The 17,616-nt window shown below is 45.5% G+C and carries 14 protein-coding genes; all 14 read left to right on the plus strand.

Annotation, left to right across the window (positions count from 1 at the left end; genetic code table 11):
* Positions 1 to 197 precede the first annotated feature (197 nt).
* The 14 genes from flgB (at position 198) to J2X05_RS06995 (ending at position 17,515) form a co-directional block, all read left to right on the plus strand.
* On the plus strand, positions 198 to 599 hold the full coding sequence (flgB, locus tag J2X05_RS06930) for a flagellar basal body rod protein FlgB (RefSeq protein ID WP_310070465.1): 402 nt from the start codon (positions 198 to 200) through the stop codon (positions 597 to 599).
* A gap of 58 nt (positions 600 to 657) precedes the next feature.
* Complete coding sequence (gene flgC / locus J2X05_RS06935) at positions 658 to 1,107, plus strand: flagellar basal body rod protein FlgC (RefSeq protein WP_310070468.1); 450 nt, start codon at positions 658 to 660, stop codon at positions 1,105 to 1,107.
* 11 nt (positions 1,108 to 1,118) lie between these two features.
* Positions 1,119 to 1,823, plus strand: coding sequence for a flagellar hook assembly protein FlgD (locus J2X05_RS06940; RefSeq protein ID WP_310070470.1), 705 nt, complete (start codon positions 1,119 to 1,121; stop codon positions 1,821 to 1,823).
* A gap of 143 nt (positions 1,824 to 1,966) precedes the next feature.
* A complete protein-coding gene (locus tag J2X05_RS06945) occupies positions 1,967 to 4,396 on the plus strand; it encodes a flagellar hook-basal body complex protein (protein ID WP_310070471.1) in 2,430 nt (809 codons plus the stop codon).
* Positions 4,397 to 4,672: 276 nt separating this feature from the next.
* On the plus strand, positions 4,673 to 5,416 hold the full coding sequence (gene flgF / locus J2X05_RS06950; protein ID WP_310070473.1) for a flagellar basal-body rod protein FlgF: 744 nt from the start codon (positions 4,673 to 4,675) through the stop codon (positions 5,414 to 5,416).
* Between the two features lie 61 nt (positions 5,417 to 5,477).
* Positions 5,478 to 6,263: a flagellar basal-body rod protein FlgG gene (gene flgG, locus J2X05_RS06955; RefSeq protein WP_310070478.1), complete on the plus strand. Its 786-nt coding sequence runs from the start codon at positions 5,478 to 5,480 to the stop codon at positions 6,261 to 6,263.
* Between the two features lie 15 nt (positions 6,264 to 6,278).
* Positions 6,279 to 6,980: a flagellar basal body L-ring protein FlgH gene (gene flgH / locus J2X05_RS06960; RefSeq protein WP_310070480.1), complete on the plus strand. Its 702-nt coding sequence runs from the start codon at positions 6,279 to 6,281 to the stop codon at positions 6,978 to 6,980.
* A 38-nt stretch (positions 6,981 to 7,018) separates the two neighbouring features.
* Positions 7,019 to 8,122, plus strand: coding sequence for a flagellar basal body P-ring protein FlgI (locus J2X05_RS06965; protein WP_310070483.1), 1,104 nt, complete (start codon positions 7,019 to 7,021; stop codon positions 8,120 to 8,122).
* Positions 8,123 to 9,307, plus strand: coding sequence for a flagellar assembly peptidoglycan hydrolase FlgJ (gene flgJ / locus J2X05_RS06970; protein ID WP_310070486.1), 1,185 nt, complete (start codon positions 8,123 to 8,125; stop codon positions 9,305 to 9,307).
* A gap of 4 nt (positions 9,308 to 9,311) precedes the next feature.
* A complete protein-coding gene (gene flgK / locus J2X05_RS06975; RefSeq protein ID WP_310070489.1) occupies positions 9,312 to 12,119 on the plus strand; it encodes a flagellar hook-associated protein FlgK in 2,808 nt (935 codons plus the stop codon).
* A 212-nt stretch (positions 12,120 to 12,331) separates the two neighbouring features.
* Positions 12,332 to 14,218, plus strand: coding sequence for a flagellar hook-associated protein FlgL (gene flgL, locus J2X05_RS06980; protein WP_310070492.1), 1,887 nt, complete (start codon positions 12,332 to 12,334; stop codon positions 14,216 to 14,218).
* A 156-nt stretch (positions 14,219 to 14,374) separates the two neighbouring features.
* On the plus strand, positions 14,375 to 14,701 hold the full coding sequence (locus tag J2X05_RS06985) for a flagellar protein FliT (protein WP_310070495.1): 327 nt from the start codon (positions 14,375 to 14,377) through the stop codon (positions 14,699 to 14,701).
* Positions 14,702 to 14,916: 215 nt separating this feature from the next.
* Entirely contained in the window at positions 14,917 to 17,058 is a 2,142-nt protein-coding gene (locus J2X05_RS06990; RefSeq protein ID WP_310070498.1) for a flagellin N-terminal helical domain-containing protein, read from the plus strand.
* Between the two features lie 67 nt (positions 17,059 to 17,125).
* A complete protein-coding gene (locus J2X05_RS06995) occupies positions 17,126 to 17,515 on the plus strand; it encodes a flagellar protein FlaG (protein WP_310070502.1) in 390 nt (129 codons plus the stop codon).
* The last annotated feature ends 101 nt before the right edge of the window (positions 17,516 to 17,616 follow it).

A 17,616-nucleotide genomic window follows, 5' to 3' on the forward strand; every position in this document is an offset into this window, starting at 1 on the left:
GTCTCCATGAGCGGAAAACCTTTGCCGCTTGCCTGTTGCCGCTTTTTAAAAACCTTTCTTTTTGATTTTTATAATCCTTTAAAAACAATAGGTTATGCTTATTTTTGTTCATTGGCACAGGCGTTGCTTTGTTGTAGATAACAAAAGGTTACAACCACTTTGGTTGCCACCTGTCATCTCAAGAAGGCGAACCTGATATGTCTATCTCTTTCGACAAAGCACTTGGTATCCACGAATCAGCGCTGCACTTTCGCTCTGAGCGCGCGGGCGTACTTGCAAATAACCTCGCCAATATTGATACCCCGAATTTCAAAGCAAAAGATCTGGATTTTAAGCAAGCGTTGAACCAGAAGATGAATGCATCCCAAGGCTTTGATCTCTCTACCACCCAATCGCGTCATATTGATGCTAGTGGTTTCTCGGCAGATGAAGGCGATGTTCTCTATCGCACACCACAACAGCCATCCATTGATGGCAACACAGTTGAAGATCAAATTGAGCACGCGGAATACATGAAAAATGCCTTGGCATTTCAGGCGAGCTTTCAATTTCTAAACAGTAAATTTACCGGGTTACGCACAGCGATTCGCGGCGAGTAAAGCCGCTATTGGTTTTTGGTGAGCATTTTTTCTGAACACATTTTGTAGGTATTGAATCATGGCACTTGGAAATATTTTTGATATCGCCGGGACCGGTATGAACGCACAAAGTTTGCGTCTAAATACCACCGCCAGCAACCTGGCGAATGCGCAATCGGCCAGCTCCAGTGTGAATGAAGTCTATCGCAGCCGCCAACCTGTGTTTGCTGCCATCCAGCAAGATGCCATGCGTGCCAGCGTTACTGAAGGCGCTTACAGCGATAACGAAGTTGATGCTGCTGCGGGAGTGCAAGTGCTCGGAATTGTAGAGAGCGATGCACCGCTGCAACGCCGTTACGAGCCTACGCATCCAAAAGCGGATGACGAAGGTTATGTGTATTACCCCAATGTCAATCCGGTTGAAGAAATGGCGAATATGATTGCCGCGTCGCGTTCATTTCAAATGAATGTGGAAGTGATGAATTCAGCCAAACAAATGGTTCAACGCGTTTTAACGCTTGGTCAATAAGGGGCTGAATCATGACTGTATCTAATGCAACAGCAACTAACAACGTTACCGACAATCTCAGCATCACTAAAAAACAAGAAACAAAAAAGAACACCAACGAATTGGGTCAGGCTGCGTTTCTTGAATTGATGATCACGCAAATGAACAACCAAAATCCATTAAGTCCGCAAGACAACAGTGAATTTGTGGCGCAACTGGCACAGTTTAGTTCGGTGGAAGGTTTGGAGCGTTTAAATACCAGCTTCAATAGTTTTATGTCTAATAATGCGCTGCAAGCATCGTCCTTGGTTGGTCGCAGTGTGACGGTGGAATCGGATACCAGCACCTTGGTCAAAGGTGGAATTGTAGCGGGCAGTGTTGACCTAACCTATCCGACCAAAGATATGAAAGTCAGTATTTATGACAGCACCGGTTCACTTGTACAAGCCATCCCTGTCGGCGATGTGCCAGCCGGTGAAGCTGTATTCCGTTGGGATGGTCAGAATCTGGAAGTGAATGGTGAATTGCTGGATTGGGAGGCCGATGAAGATTCAGTTGCCGCCGCCGGTAAGTACCGTTTTGAAATCACAGCGACCCAAAATGGAAAATCTGAAGCATTGAATACATCACTCAGCGCTAATGTGAACAGTGTGACTATTGGCGAGAATGGTGCGCTTATTTTGAATCTTGCAGGTATAGGCGCAGTGGATGCCAAAGATGTTAAACAATTTAATTAATATTTGTTGGGTTTAAAATTTATTTGGTTTAAAAATTATTTGGTTTAAAAATAGTTACGTTAAAAATTGACTAAATAGTTTCTAAAAGTTGCGTCATAACTTACTAAGTTTTTAGCCATTAATCGTTATGGTCGAGGTGTACTATGTCTTTCAATACAGCGTTAAGCGGAATTCGTGCGGCTAATACCGATCTGCAAGTGACCGGTAACAATATCGCCAATGCGAGCACCATTGGTTTCAAGTCCTCGCGCACGGAATTTGGCGATGTATATACCAGCACCTTGCTTGGTGGCGGTTCAAATACTGCAGGTAGTGGTGTGACTATTCAAAATATCCGCCAGCAATTTACCCAAGGTAATTTGAAATTTACGCAAAATGAATTGGACATGTCGGTCAATGGTGAAGGCTTCTTTGTAGTGGAAAAAAATGGTGAACGTTTGTTTACCCGTGCCGGTACTTTTGGATTGGATAAAGACGGTTACATCGTTAACGGTACAAATGCGCTGTTACAAGGTTTCGCTGCGGATGCTGATGGTAATGTTAGCGGGGTGTTGGGTGATTTACGTGTTGATGTAAGTTCGCAGGAGCCTCGTCAGACAACGGCTGTGCGTGCATCGCTCAATCTCGATTCTAATGAATTGGTTTTGGAAACTACCGGCTCTGAATTTACGACTAATGGTGCTGGCATCAATTTGGCAAAAGTGGGTGCTAAGGTTGCTACCACCACAAACTTGAATGTCGGCGATATCACCACCGGTTTTGTACCTATTACTTTTAGTCCCACCAATACGACATCATTTAATATTACCCGCATAGATCCAACAGGAACGGTTATTGATGATGTGGATTTGATTTTAAATTCAGGTGCCGCAACATCTCCTGCAGCGCTGGCCAATTTAATTAACTCTGCCAACTTTGACAGTCCATCAGCTGTGAACGTACAAGCCTTCGTGGACGATATAACAGGTGAGTTATCGTTCCGCGATATGGCAACCGGTGTTGCTTCTACTATCACTATCACTGTAGATCCCACATCGGATGTTAACCCCTTAACAACGGCACTAAATGCTGTGGATAGTGCCGTTCCCGGTGTTGCACATCCTACCGCGCATACCCAGGGTATTCCCAAGGTTACCAATGATTATGGTTCGCAGACATTGATTATTCGCGGTCCAAACGGAACTGATCTTCCCTTTATCAGTGAATATGGTGCGGGTGCTAATGAAACTGCATCGGCATTGAATGCATTGGCAGGAATTTCGGCCACTGCTACTACCACAGCGACTTTATTTGCCGATGATCCTCTAGCTGTTCCGCCCAAGGTATTTTCCAATAATGGCTCATTCAAGTTGAATGGGGTGTTACTGAGTGACTCTACCAATATGTCAGTCTTGATGGATGAGATTAATGATCTAAGCTCATCAACTCTTTTTGGGATCTCTGCGGAAGTGGACACCAACGGCAATTTGGTGGTGACCTCCGCGACTGGGCGCGACCTCGAATTTGCATTCGACACTGCCGGTGGTTCGGCTGAAGTTCAAGGTTCACAAGGCGCATCACAGATTGTGAATGATGATGTTAACGCTGTAGTTGTTGGCGGTACTGTCACTGTCACCATGCAAGAAGGATATTCCGTTTTGAGTAGTGCCCCCACAGTGCCAGTCTTTGGTGGAAGCATGTTTGGTTCTATTAATATCCCTAACTTTTTCACCCCAATTCCCATCAATGCATTTAGCCCCACTGATCAGAAAACCTTTAACCATGCAACATCGACTACTGTGTATGACAGCTTGGGAAATGCGCATGTTATGCGCCAGTACTTTGTAAAACAGCCTTATGACTCGGCAGACCCTGCTACCTCCGCTAACCATTGGAAAATGTACGTACAAATTGATGGCCAAAATGTAGGTGATCCTGATCCGTCTTTGCCGTCTCCCCAAAATACTGAGCCAACAATGGCTGAATTTAACCTCCACTTCACCCCGGACGGTACGATTGATGAGTTCGCAACCGATGCGATGCTCATTTCTAACTGGACTCCGTTAGGTGAGGATGGTGAACCCATAGGTGCGCTGGCTCCATTGAATGTATTGCAAGGTGGAACAATCCCGGTGGCAGAGCCGCCTTCAAGCTCCAACTTTTTAATTGATTTAGCGGGTAGTACGCAATTTGGCAGCGTATTTGCGGTAGAAGAATTGGATCAAAATGGTTATGCCACTGGTCGCTTGGCCGGGTTGGATATCAGTAATACCGGTATTGTGTTTGCGCGTTTCACTAACGGCGAGGCACAAGTCTTGGGACAGGTAGCATTGGCCAACTTCAGTAGCGTTGAAGGTTTAAAACCAGTGGGTGATACCATGTGGGCGCAGACCTTCGAAACGGGCGAAGCGATTATCGGCGCACCCGGCTCTGCGCAGTTGGGCAATATTACGGCCGGTGCAGTGGAGGAGTCTAACGTGGATTTGTCGGAGCAGTTGGTAAACCTGATCATTGCGCAACGTAACTATCAGGCGAACGCAAAAACCATTGAGACGGCAAACGCTACTACACAAACAATTATTAATTTGAGGTAATCAATTAGGGCGCGACAAATTGCGGCCAACCATCAGAATAAACAGCGGCAAAGAGCGGAAGCTCTTTGCCGCTTTCTATTTTTCCTTAAAGTTAGACAGGCGCATCACCTTGTGCCGTCATAGAAAATTATAAAAATATCCTTTTATTTCAATGTGTTAGTTTTATCGCAAAGATTGGCACCGCTCTTGCAAAACCTCCAGTAACGGCAAATCCGCCAAAAAACTAGCAGCACCTGAATTACCAGGTTCCAGACTGCTAGCGACTGGAGACATATCGTGGACAAAGCGCTTTTTATCGCCATGACCGGTGCCAAGCACAACATGCTGGCGCAAGCCAACCGCGCCAATAATCTCGCCAACCTCAGTACAACCGGTTTCCGTGCTGACTTTGAGCAGTCGCGCAGCATGGGAGTGTATTACGGCGATGGCCAGCCAACCCGAGCCTATGCGATGACTGAATCCCCACGCGCAGACTTTACTCCTGGCGCAATGATCGCTACCAACAATCCTCTTGATGTGGCTATCCAGGGAGATGGTTTCATCGCAGTGCAAGCACCTGACGGCACTGAGGCCTATACCCGTGCTGGCAATATGACGGTGGACGCTACCGGCATGCTGCGTACAGCCAATGGATTGCCAGTGTTGGGTGCTGGTGGACCCATCAATATTCCCGAAAATGAAAAAGTTCAGGTGGGCGCCGACGGCATTATTTCTATCGTTGGGCAGGGGCAGGGGCCTGAAGCCATGGTGCAGGTCGGGCAAATCAAATTGGTAAATCCCGATATCCAAGCGATTGAAAAAGGTGATGACGGTTTATTTCGCCAGCGCGATGGGCAACTTGCATTACCAGCGGTGGAAGTCACTTTGCGTAGCGGCATGCTCGAAAGCAGTAACGTCAATGCGATTGAGGAATTTACGCAAATTCTCAGCCTCGCTCGCCAATATGAAATGCAAGTAAAAATCATGAAGACTGCGGAAGAGAACTCAGCCAGTTCTGCACAGCTGCTGCAGATGTCGTAATTGATGCAAACATTTTTTAATACTTGTGCAGATAACAAGTAATTAACCCGAGGAAAATATCATGCATGCCGCACTCTATGTCAGTAAAACCGGCTTGTCAGCACAAGATCGTCAGTTAACCACTATCTCCAATAATTTGGCCAATACCAGCACCATCGGTTTTAAGCGTGACCGTGCCGTTTTTGAAGATTTACTTTATCAAAACCAGCGTCAACCGGGGGCACAACAAACCCAGGAAACTGAATTGCCATCGGGTTTGCAATTGGGTGCGGGCGTGCGGGTTGTTGCAACCCAAAAAGAATTTACCCAAGGTACATTGCAAGTCACCGAACAATCATTGGATGTTGCTATTGATGGCCATGGTTTTTTACAAGTGCTCCAACCCGATGGAACTATTGCCTACACCCGTAATGGCCAGCTGCAAATTAATGGTGAAGGTCAATTAGTCAATGCTGATGGTTATTTATTGGAGCCCGCGATTATTGTTCCGGAAGGGGCCAACAAAATTACGATTGGCACGACGGGTACAGTGAATGCGTACACTCCCGGTCAGGTAGAACCCCAACAATTGGGTGATATTACCTTGGTAGATTTTATTAACCATTCTGGCTTGCAACCAATTGGTGGGAATTTATTTGTGGAAACTGTAGCGAGTGGAAACCCGGTTCAAGGCACTCCTGGTGAAAATGGTTTGGGCGTAATCAAGCAGGGCATGCTGGAAAATTCCAACGTGGATATTGTAGAGGAAATGGTGAATATGATTACCACCCAGCGCGCCTACGAAATGAATTCCAAGGTGGTCTCTACGGCCGATCAAATGTTGCAATACATTACCCAAAATCTCTAATTGAGTGATTTGATTATGCGCGCTCTTTTGTTTCGTAAAAAACTCCTCACCAAACTGATTGTGGTTTTAGTTTCTATCGGTCTTGGTGGTTGTTTTACTAACAAAAAACCCATGCCAGATGATCCTGCCTATGCGCCGACAATCGCAGCCAATATGCCGATGCCGCAACGCACTGAAGGCTCCCTGTATCAGGCTGCTTATGGTCTTAATTTATTTGATGATCGAAAAGCACATTTTGTGGGAGACGTTATTACCGTCACCTTGAGCGAGCGGACCGTATCGAGAAAATCCTCTGGCGTTGCAACGGGTAAAAAAAGCACAGTGGATTTTAATGCGGGGCCATTGTTAGGTGTTAATCCAACGATTAAAGGTAATGAGTTAACCACCACGCTTGAACAGGATCGAACCTTTGATGGTAGTTCCGACGCAGATCAAAGCAACAGCTTGCAAGGTAATATCACCGTTACTGTTGCGGAGATTTTACCTAATGGAAATTTAATTGTTCGAGGTGAAAAGTGGATCACACTCAATCGTGGCGACGAATTTATCCGCATCAGCGGCATGGTGCGCCCAGACGATATTGCACCGGATAACACTATTGTTTCTACCCGTTTGGCGAATGCAAAGATTTCTTACAGCGGTACCGGTGAGTTGGCCAATTCCCAGTCCATGGGGTGGTTGTCGCGTTTCTTTAATAGCGATTTATGGCCTTTGTGATTTGATATAAGCGTAGTTTTTTAACCTGAGGTATTTTTATGCGTAAATTTTTGTTTCTGCTGTTTGGTGTGGCTCTGGCATTGAGCAGTGTCGCCCAAGCCGAGCGCATTAAAGATATTGCCAGTGTCGCAGGGGTACGTGCCAACCAATTGGTTGGATATGGTTTAGTGGTTGGGTTAGATGGCACGGGTGACCAGACAACCCAATCTCCTTTTACAACCCAATCATTCAATAGCATGCTTAAACAATTTGGCATTACGGTACCGGAAGGTGCGCGTATGCAAATGAAAAATGTTGCGGCCGTAATGATTCAGGCGGAGTTGCCCGCGTTTGCAAAACCAGGCCAGACTATTGATGTTACGGTTTCATCTATTAGTAATGCGAAAAGTTTGCGCGGTGGTAGTTTGTTAATGACCCCTTTAAAAGGTCTTGATGGAAAAGTTTACGCGGTTGCACAAGGTAATTTGGTTGTAGGTGGACTCAGTGCCTCAGGTAATGACGGCTCAAAAATTACCGTGAACATTCCCAGTGCGGGACGTATTCCAAGCGGGGCGATTGTTGAGCGTATGGTGGAAACTAATTTCGCTGGCGGCCAGCCAATTGTGTTTAATTTGCATCGTGCAGACTTCACTACTGCCAATGCACTGGCAAAAAGTATTAATGCCATGCTCGGGCCAGATGTTGCTCGCCCGTTAGATGCTGTTTCTATTATGGTCAGCTCACCAGTTAATCCGGCTCAGCGCGTAGATTTTATTTCCATGCTGGAAAATATCGATGTCACTCCCGGCGAAGAGGTTGCCAAGGTCATTATCAATTCACGTACTGGCACTATTGTGGTCGGTAAAAATGTACGCGTATCACCGGTTGCTGTGACTCATGGCAGTCTTACGGTATCCGTTGCAGAAAGCCTTACTGTAAGCCAGCCCAATGCACTTGCGGGAGGACAAACAGTTGTTGTACCTAGTAGCAATGTGCAAGCAGAAGAAGAAAATAATCCGATGTTTAAATTTGCTCCTGGCGCCAATCTGGATGACATAGTGAAATCGGTAAATAACGTCGGTGCATCACCCAGTGACTTGATGGCAATTTTGGAGGCGCTGAAACAATCCGGTGCGCTCAAAGCAGAACTGGTGGTGATTTAAATGTTGCCTATTGATGCCAGCGCTGGCGCGTCGCAAGTAAAGGATTCTTATTTCGATCCTAATTCATTGAATTCGATCAAGGCCATGGGGCGCGACAAAGATCCGCAGGCATTAAAAGAGGTAGCTAAAAAGTTTGAAGCCATGTTTGTACAACAAATGCTAAAAACCATGCGCGAAGCAAATGATGCATTCGGGGATGGCAATTACTTTGATAGTCAGACCACACGTTTTCATCGCGATATGCTTGACCAGCAAATGGTGCTCAATTTGACCAGTGGTTCAGGTATTGGGCTGGCAGATCATTTTTACCAGCAAATGCTGAAAAATTATGGCGGTGGAATGAAACCCGAAGACGCTCAGACCCGTTTCGGTAATGACACCGGGCTTTTGCCTGAACCCGTTGAGCATCAAACAACATCACCGATAGCTACACAGTCTAATGAAGTTGAAAATGCGGACACTCTGGATGAGTGGATCAATGATTTTATGCGCATGAGTGATAACTCCCAATTGCAATCATTATTAGGTGGTGAAAATGCCAAGAGTGATGAGCTATCTGCAATATCCTCTGTCAACTATGTAGCTGTGCCGGCTTTACTGAATAAGGTTCAACCTTCTAACATTCGCGCCGGTCAAAAAGCCAGTATAAGCAACACTCAGGAAAATTTTGTCATGTTGCTTAAACCCCATGCAGAAAAAGCTGCTGCAGAATTGAATATTAATCCGGATGTATTGATCGCCCAAGTGGCGTTGGAAACGGGTTGGGGAAAACATGTTATTCATGACAAACAAGGCGGAAATAGTTTTAACTTGTTTAATATCAAAGCGAATACGGGTTGGCAGGGCGATAAAGTTAATGTCACTACTCTTGAGTATCGCAATGGTGTAGCAACAAATGAAAAGTCAGATTTTCGTAAATACACCAATTACGCAGAAAGCTTTTCTGATTACGTCAATCTTATGAAGAACAATCCGCGCTACCAACAAGCGCTGAGTGCAGGTAAAAATTCGTCAGCTTATGCAGACGCTTTACAATCTGCAGGTTATGCAACTGATCCTGGTTACGCGAAAAAAATTAAAGGTTTGCTAAATAGTGATGCCATTCGTACGATTAATGAACTGGCTCAGTCGGCGCAAACTTTACTGTCTACCGCGGCCATTGCTGGCCGAAAATTAGTGGAGTAGTCCTATGTCTGGAATTCTCTCCAATGCCATTTCTGGGTTGCAAGCTAGCCAGAATGCGCTGCGAACCGCTGGGCATAATATTTCCAATGCCAATACCGCGGGCTATACGCGGCAGGAAGTTAACTATGCTACTCGCCCGGAACAAAATATCGGTAGTGCGGGGTTTATCGGTTCTGGTGTTACTACGGTATCGATTGAACGAATAGTCAATGAATTTGTAACGGCACAATTACGCCAGGATACATCGACTTTTAATCAGCTCGATAAATATAACTCCAATATTGGTAAACTGGATAAATTGTTTGCTGATGTGAGTACCGGGTTAACAGGGGCGCTGCAAACTTTTTTTGCGTCTATGCAAAACGGCGCAAATGATCCTTCGTCTACACCTGGCCGCCAACTCATTGTGACCGAGGTGGAAAGTTTAAGTATTCGTTTTAATAATTTGTATCAGCGCATGGATGATGTTGAGAAGAGTGTGAATCGTGAAATAGATACTGTTACATCGCAAATGAGCTCGCTTGCGCAGTCAATTGCATCATTAAATCAGGCAATTGCGGATAAACGCGCATCTGGTGATGGTAATCAGCCCAATGACTTGATGGATAAACGCGATGAGGCATTGCGTAAGTTGTCTGAGCTGGTATCGCTACAAGTCATTAAACAAGATGATGGTGATGTCAATATATTTATAGGTAATGGCCAGCCACTGGTGGTTGGTACTCAAGTCAGTTCATTCAGTGTCAGCAATGACGGAAAAATCCAACTAAAGAGCAATGCATCTAGTGCTGATGTGACTGCGCAAATTTCCGGTGGTCAGGTTGGTGGATTGTTGAGTTTTCGTGAGCAGGTTCTTTACCCCTCAATGAATGAACTGGGGCGCATTGCGCTGGCAATTGCTGATCAATTCAATACCCAGCAGCAACAAGGTATCGATCTGGATGGCGATTACGGTCAAAAATTATTTGGCGATATCAATGATCCTGTATCAGCAGCTAATCGCGTTGTGCATGGACAAAATGCGCAGCCGTATGATCGCAATATTTCCGTCACCATTGACGATATTAGTCAGATGACCACCAGCGATTATCGTTTTGAGATAGTCCCTAACACCAGCAATTATGTAATTACCCGTTTGTCAGATAAAAATGTGGTGGAGCAGGGCACTTTGACTGGAGCTTATCCCGCCACTGTTTCATTCGATGGCATTACGGTAAATTTAACCAGCGGCTCTTTTCAGGGTGGTGATACGTTTACACTCCAGCCAACCAAACAAGGTTCCAGAGATATACATGCGGAAATAAAACGACCAGAAGATTTGGCTTTTGCAGCTCCAATCCGTACGGCTGGCAATACTAGCAACTCGGGTAGTGGTTTGATCAATGCGGGTGAAGTATTAAGTCTGGTCGATATTGATGGCAATCGTTTGCCTGCATTCAGTACTCCTGGCACTTTGTCTCCACCAATCATTATTCGTTTTACTTCTGAAACGACCTACGACGTTTTGGATAATTCTGATCCGGCAAATCCAAAAGATTTGGTTCCCGCCATGCGCGACCAAACGTTTATTCCCGGTGCAAGCAATAATATTTTTACTACCGATATCGGTGAGGCACGTGTTACCGGTAGTGGTGATCGGCTTGGTTTACCGGCAGGGCGCATTGCACAAACAGCAACTGAGCCGCCCGATTTACCCGGGCCTATGACAGCGGCCAGTTTGCCGCAATCGAATGGTTATTTGGCTGAGCAATTGCGATTCACTATTCGCGACCCACAAACCGGTGCAATTACCAACAAAACCATTACTACCTCCCCTGGGGCTTCGGCTGCGCAAACCGCTGCGAGGATTAGTGCTCTATCGGGTGTTTCTGCCAACGCGTTTACTACTGCAACCATTACTGATATTAATTTTGATAACACTACTTATGCACCACCATTACAGCTTTCCGTTAATGGTGAAAATTTGCTGGAATACAATTTCGCTAACAATGCCTTTGCTTCCGATGTCCCCAATCCAAACGTAAGTGAAGCGGAATTTAACGATTATATTGCGGAGCGAATTAATTCCAATGAAAATCTAAAAGCGTTGGGTATTCGTGCACAAAGTACCAACCATCCAATTACTGGTATGCCGGAATTGCGTTTGGTAGCGTCGTCAGGCGTTAATTTGGATATTCGTTTATCTGCGTCAAATGCGGGAATCAATTCCATTGATGTCAATGATGGTACTGGAAATCCCAATGTGCGTTTAACCGGGCAAGATGATCCCTTAACAGTGGGAACCGTGGAGCAAAGCACTGTAACGGTGGGTGGCCGTGTTGATATCACTATGGCTAATGGCATTAGTCTGCAAACATCACCAACTAATAGCCCATTGTTTGGTGATAGTAGTTTGTCCGATTTTGCGTCTTCGTCTTTTCTCGGGTATCAGGTTGCAATCAATGGCCAACCCAAAGCAGGGGATACATTTACAATAGGTTTCAATAGCAACGGAAAAAATGATAACCGTAATGCATTAGCGATGACCGCTCTTGACTCAATCAAGACGCTGCAGGACGGCACCCTAAGCTTTGCTGATGGCTACTCAAAATTGGTTGAGGAGGTGGGAACGAAAAGTAGCCTTTCAAAAATTAATACTGAAGCTAGTAAAAGCTTGCTAGAACAAACACAAACTATGCGCGAGGGTATTTCCGGCGTGAATTTGGATGAAGAAGCAGCGGATTTGATTAAATTCCAACAACTTTATCAAGCTAATGCGCAAGTGATATCCGTTGCTCGGGAATTGTTTGATACCTTGTTGAGTTCTTTGTAATAATTCACGCTGTTAATTTCTCCTTACAGCATGACCTTATCAGAGTCTTGTCAGTGACTGAGACTCTGTCATTTCTTGTTTAATTCCTCTGTGGCTATTTCCTGTCCCGTCATCTTTTCTGTAAAAGTTGGAACAGTTTGTGCGTTGAGTTTCATATCAGCAAAATATTGGCAATTCCTTGCCGCTTTTTTGCCGCTATTGAGGAATGCATTATGCGTGTATCTACCACACAAATTTATAATATTGCCAATCTGGGTATTGGTCAGGCGCAAGCTGCTATCACCAAAACCCAGGAGCAAATTGCAACGGGTAAACGTGTGTTGTCGCCTGCAGATGATCCTGTTGCAGCAGCTACCATTTTACAATTGAATATGGAATTGGCGCGTACGGAACAGTACAAAAAAAACATTGATGTGGCAGAAAACAGTTTGAATCTGGAAGAGACCAATCTCCAAAGTATTGTGGACCTCGTGCATCGTATGCGCGAGATGGCCGTATCTGCCGGTAACACTGCAGTGATGACTTCATCTAACTACGATGCACTGGCGGCAGAAGTGGATACACGCCTCAGTGAGTTGATGAATTTACAAAATACGCGCAATGCTTCCGGTCAATATATTTTTGCCGGTTATCAAAGTGGTACCCAACCTTTTGTGGGCGATGGCGGAGGCAATTTTCATTATTTGGGTGATGAGGGGCAATTACGCTTGCAGGCGTCTGCATCCGTGAGTGTCGCTGTGAGTGATTCAGGTAAAAAAGCATTTGTTGATATCCCCAGCGGCCATAATACATTTAATACTTCAGCCAGTGCCTCCAATAAATCCAATCCTCCAGCGATTATTACCGTTGGGCAGGTCTTTGATCAGGCAGAATTTGATGCTTTGTATCCTGATGATTTGGTGGTGTCATTTACCAAAACAGCTGCTGCTATCAATTATACCGTTACACAAAAATCGAATGGTAAACAGTTATTAGTTGATCAACCTTATATTGCCGGGGTGGATATAGAGGTGGCGGGTGCGCGTTTTCAAGTATTGGGTAATCCTTATCCTGGGGAGGCTGCAATTGCAGCAGATCTGGATTTTGGTGCAATAGGTGCTTTCGACTTCTCTTTAACTCCCACCACTATTTCCATTTCTGTGGGAGGCAAAACGGAAACCTTGCTGTTGGATCAAAACGTCACTAACGCGACAGATTTGGCTGCAGCATTTAACAGTGCTGTGGGCGCCCCGAATAGTAATGCCGATAAATTAGCTAATTTAGGTATTACTGTTGATGCTACGGGGTTTCATTCTCCGACAGGCTTGAATATCACAATCAGTAACGGTAGTGCAGATACGGATACTGCATTGGGTTTTGCAACACAGGGGAGTGGAACCAGTTCGGTCAATTTACCGTTTGCGTTTACCGCTGCGCACGATTTTAGTGTTACTCCCTTAACATTTCAGTTGGAGGTGAATGGGAAAACTGAATTTATTACGTTTAATCAAAACATTACCAATGCAACGGATCTGGCTAATGCATTTAATGATCCTGCCAATGCCGCGCAATTGATGCGTTTGGGTTTAACGGTGACTGATCAGGGTATTATTTCCGGGTCTAATGCGAAGGTCACTATAAAAGGGGGTAACACTTTTTTAGATGATGTAACGGGCTTAAATACGCAAGGCATCGGCACATCATCGACACGTGGCCTGTTGGTGGAGCCTGGAGATAGTTTTTTTGTTGAATCTACCGATAAACAAGGTTTATTGACTACCTTATCGCGCTTTAGTGATGCCATGAGAAATGTACAAGACACTTCAGTAAGTAAGGCTGAGCTCGCAAAGCTGATCGCTAAAACCCTGACAAATCTTGAAAATACAGTGACTAATTTGGTTGCCGTGCAAGGGGAGGTCGGGGCAAGGTTAAATACGCTTGAAAGCGCAAAAGACTTGAATCTGGATATTACATTATCGAGTAAAACTGTATTGGCCAGTCTTGAAAGTGTGGATGTGAGCGAGGCTAGTATTCAACTGTCCATGCAGACACTAATTTTAAATGCATCTCATCAAAGTTTTGCAAAAGTAAGTCAGTTGTCCCTCTTCACCTATTTATAGTAGTAGATGCCTATAGTGGTAAACGCGTTAGCTGAGAATAAATATTTGGCCTGTTGTAATAGCCTGTAAGTGTTAATTTGTGCGCAGGCCAATTATTTTTTGCTAATCTTGTTCTATAGAGTTAGTCTGCTGTTGTCCCTTTATGAAGAGCGGCTTATGGATATCGATTCCCTGCTAGACCCCCTGACCCGTGCGCTCAGCCAATCCCAAGCACTTTTATCCCTTGCCCAAGCGGGTGACTGGGAGTCCTTTGAAACTCTGGTTCAACAACGCCAGCAAGGGTTGTTATCCCTTAACGATCAAGAGTACCTGCAATCCCTTGCCCAAGCTGACCTCGAAGCCAAAGCGGCAAGCTTGATTCAGGAAATTCAAGCAATAAATAAAGCGCTCGCTTCATTAGCTGAGGCTAATCGTGAAAATACCGCGTCGGAATTGCGTCAAAATTCTCGTGCAGCAAGAGCGATAGATGCTTATGGTCGATAAATTGACGATTCTTTTTTCTTTATAACCCTTTGCAATAAAATTTAGTAATTCTCAGTGTAAATAGTTGGTTCCTGCCATAAAAAAATTCTAAAGCTACTCCCGTATGTGTCGATAACCTGTTTAGAAGTGCTGATTAGTCCGTTGTCCTCAGACTTCATCAACCGACTTGTTATAGCAGCCAGACTGCGAACAGACATTAATCCAGGAGATTCATCATGGCTTTAGTAATTAACACAAACGTCGCCTCTCTGAATGCTCAGCGTCAGTTGATGAGTTCAGGCAATGCGCTTGATCGCGCAACTGAGCGTTTGTCATCCGGTGCGCGCATTAACTCTGCAAAAGACGACGCAGCAGGTCTTGCGATTTCAAACCGCATGACTTCTCAGGTGCGCGGTCTTGACCAAGCAATCCGTAATGCCAACGACGGTGTGTCTATGATTCAAACAGCGGAAGGTGCGCTGTCCGAATCAACCAACATCCTGCAACGTATGCGTGAACTGTCCGTGCAGTCAGCGAACGGTATCTACACCGCTGGCGACCGCCAAACACTGAATGCCGAGGTTCAACAACTCGTATCAGAATTGGACCGTATCGCTAAAACCACTTCATTCAACGGTCAAAACCTGTTGGATGGTTCCTTAGGTAAGGTTGACCTGCAAGTAGGCTCCGACGCCAACCAAACCATCAGCTTTAAGGTACAAGCGATGGATGCCAAAACCCTGGGTATGGGTTCTACTGCAGTGGACTTGTTGGGCGATGAAATCAATCTGGCTGCCACAGTATTTGCCGCTTCACTCGGTGCAGATATCGAAGACGGCGATGTTTTAATTAACGGTCAATCAATTGGTACATTCGATACTGGCGCATCAGGTGATGCCAATACCTTGTCTGACTTGGTTGCCAATATTAATGAGCGTATTACCGGTGTGACAGCCTCTGCCTTAACTGAACTACAAGCTTCATCAAATGGTAACGGCATCATCGATAACGATGCTGGCGAAGGTTTGAATATTACGGTTACCGAAGTAAATGGCGGTACCCAGACTTATCAATTGCGCGAAAATACCACCTCTATGGCTGAGCTTACCGAAGCCATCAATCGCGTTACTGGCGGTGCGGTGAATGCATCAGTGGGTGACGATGGACGCCTGGTACTGAGCAACAATACTGGTAGCACAATCACTGTTGCGGCCGCAGGCGGTTTGGATTTGGGCGATGCGTTGGGTATGGAAACCGGTGTGGGTGATGGATTGTCACAACGTGGCCGTGTGGTGTTAACTTCGGATACCGACAAACCAATTACTATTACTCGCGGCAGCACTGGTACTTTGGAAGACCTGAGCAACCTCGGCTTCCGTGAATCCACCAAAGGTGGTGTGATCGAAGGCGCTGGTATTGCTGCTGGTACCCTTGGTGCTGATTTGGCATGGGGTGTAGGTGATGTAAAAGTTAACGGTGTAACTATTTCCAATAAAGATACTGATAGTTTGATCGGCAAAATTAATGCGATTAATAAGTCAACCACTGAAACCGGCGTAACGGCTAATGCATTTGCCTCTGCGACACTGGACTTCAATGGTGTGTCAATTACCAACACTACTTTCGCCGGTACCAACAACACGCTGAGCATTAATGGTGTTGAAATTGATTTGACTGCTGTTTCGTCTCTGGCGGAGTTGGTTACTGAGCTGAACGACAATGCCAATAATACCGGCGTAACTGCCAATCTTAACGGCAACACCATAATCCTGAAGAGTGATCAAGGTGCTATCGCTTTCAATGCGGGAACTGCTTCAGTGTTCAATGGTACTGCGGACGGTTTTGCCGGTGTGGATTTGGTTGAATTTATGGCCGGTACACTGGGTACAGTAACTACCGCTGCTACAGCGATGGGCGGTACTGCCGCAGCTACGATCGTTGAAGCCGGTATCAAGTTGACCAGTTCAAGCGGTAACCCTATTAGCTTTGAGTTGGGTGTTAATGCCAGCGCGGGTGAAATAGGTATTCTTGAAGCAAACAATACTGCTGGTGGCGCGTTCGGTTCTGCGATTGCATCAATCAGTATTGATACCCAAGCAAATGCACAGAAAGCCATCAAGGTAATTGATAACGCGTTGACTACCATCAACGATACACGTTCAAACCTCGGTGCGGTCAACAACCGTTTGGACTTTACCGTATCTAACCTGGCGAATATCTCAGAGAAAACAGCGACTGCGCGGTCACGTATTACTGATGCTGACTTCGCGGCAGAAACTGCAAGCCTGAGCCGTTCACAAGTATTGCAACAAGCGGCATCGGCAATGTTGGCTCAATCCAACGCTCGTCCACAACAAGTACTGTCTCTGTTGAGATAAGTTGACTAGTTCCCCCAAACGCTTGTTAATCCAAGCGTCTGGGGGTAACCCTGGTGAGGACTAATGTATGAATGAATTCACTAAAGTCGCTGCGACCCCGGTACCGGTTATGCCTGTGCCGGTTTCGCCACAGGCGGGCAGTGCAAAAGGTCAAAAAACCGGCAACGATTTGCCGCTTGCCGCTGATGCGGCAATGTCTCAACCACCAGAAGCCGTCAATTCCAAGGCGATCCAGGAGAAAATTCAGGCTGCTGTTGCGCAAATGAATGAATATATTCAATCAACACAACGTGATCTGAATTTCACTTATGACCCAAGCTCTGGTGAGACAGTAGTCAAGGTGTTGGATCGCACAACGCAAGAAGTTATTCGTCAAATTCCTGATGAAACTTTTCTGCGCTTGGCGCAACAACACAGTCCGGACGAACCTGGGCAACTGTTTAGTGCGCAAGCATAAAACCCTTTAAAAATAGTTAGTTATGATGTTTTTGTGAAAGTAGTTTGTGGTTTGTTTAATAAAAAATAGGGCAGCGAAAGCTGCCCTTTTTTTTCGTTTTC

This window comes from Cellvibrio fibrivorans, assembly GCF_031457055.1.
In the GTDB taxonomy this organism is placed as follows: Bacteria; Pseudomonadota; Gammaproteobacteria; order Pseudomonadales; family Cellvibrionaceae; genus Cellvibrio; species Cellvibrio fibrivorans.